Here is a 624-nt window from a genome sequence, read left to right on the forward strand (position 1 = left end):
TGATCATAATTCATATATTGTCTATCTATGACTTGCTGTGTTTAACGATCATCGTATTTTGTGTTGTCTCTCCACTCGTACTTTAGTCTGTGTTGCGCATGCCCGATTATTGCTCTTTACACATGTCTATTCTCTTCTGCGGTCATACGTGTCTCCCCCATAGTACGTACGCATTAGCCTATGAAATATTTGCCTTTTTTTTTTTTTTCGATTGTTGGGGACGTATTCTCCCAGCGCGCTTTGCGGTTCGCCCAGGATGGCGCAGCGGGTCGAAGGTTTGGGCAGCCACGCCAGCGCTTCATCCGGCTTGCGGATGATGTGGATGTCGAAGTGCTCCACCCACCAGCCGCTGGGCGCGTCCGGCACCACATGCCAGTAATCGAAAGGTTGGTGGAAAATGACTTTGGGCCGCTGGCCGGGGCTGTATACCAGCCAGTTGTGCGGCACCCGGGTCAACGGCAGCCAGGCCTTGAACTGCGGGTTGACCGCATACGGATAGTCGCGGTCGTCGAACACCTGGTAGTGCTGGGTGCCGCTGGGGACGACCAGGTGATCGAAGCCGCCACGCGCCAGCGCTTCGTCCGCGCGTGCCTTCATGGTGGCCAGATGCCCGGCATACAGGGA

At 55.4% G+C, this 624-nt stretch carries 1 pseudogene; it reads right to left on the bottom strand.

The features are described 5' to 3' along the window. Nucleotides 1-210 precede the first annotated feature (210 nt). Nucleotides 211-624 (bottom strand): annotated as a pseudogene (locus CSC74_RS17330) (Xaa-Pro dipeptidase); the annotation flags it as partial.

The sequence above is a fragment of the Pseudoxanthomonas yeongjuensis genome, assembly GCF_010093345.1.
Classification (GTDB): Bacteria; Pseudomonadota; Gammaproteobacteria; order Xanthomonadales; family Xanthomonadaceae; genus Pseudoxanthomonas_A; species Pseudoxanthomonas_A yeongjuensis.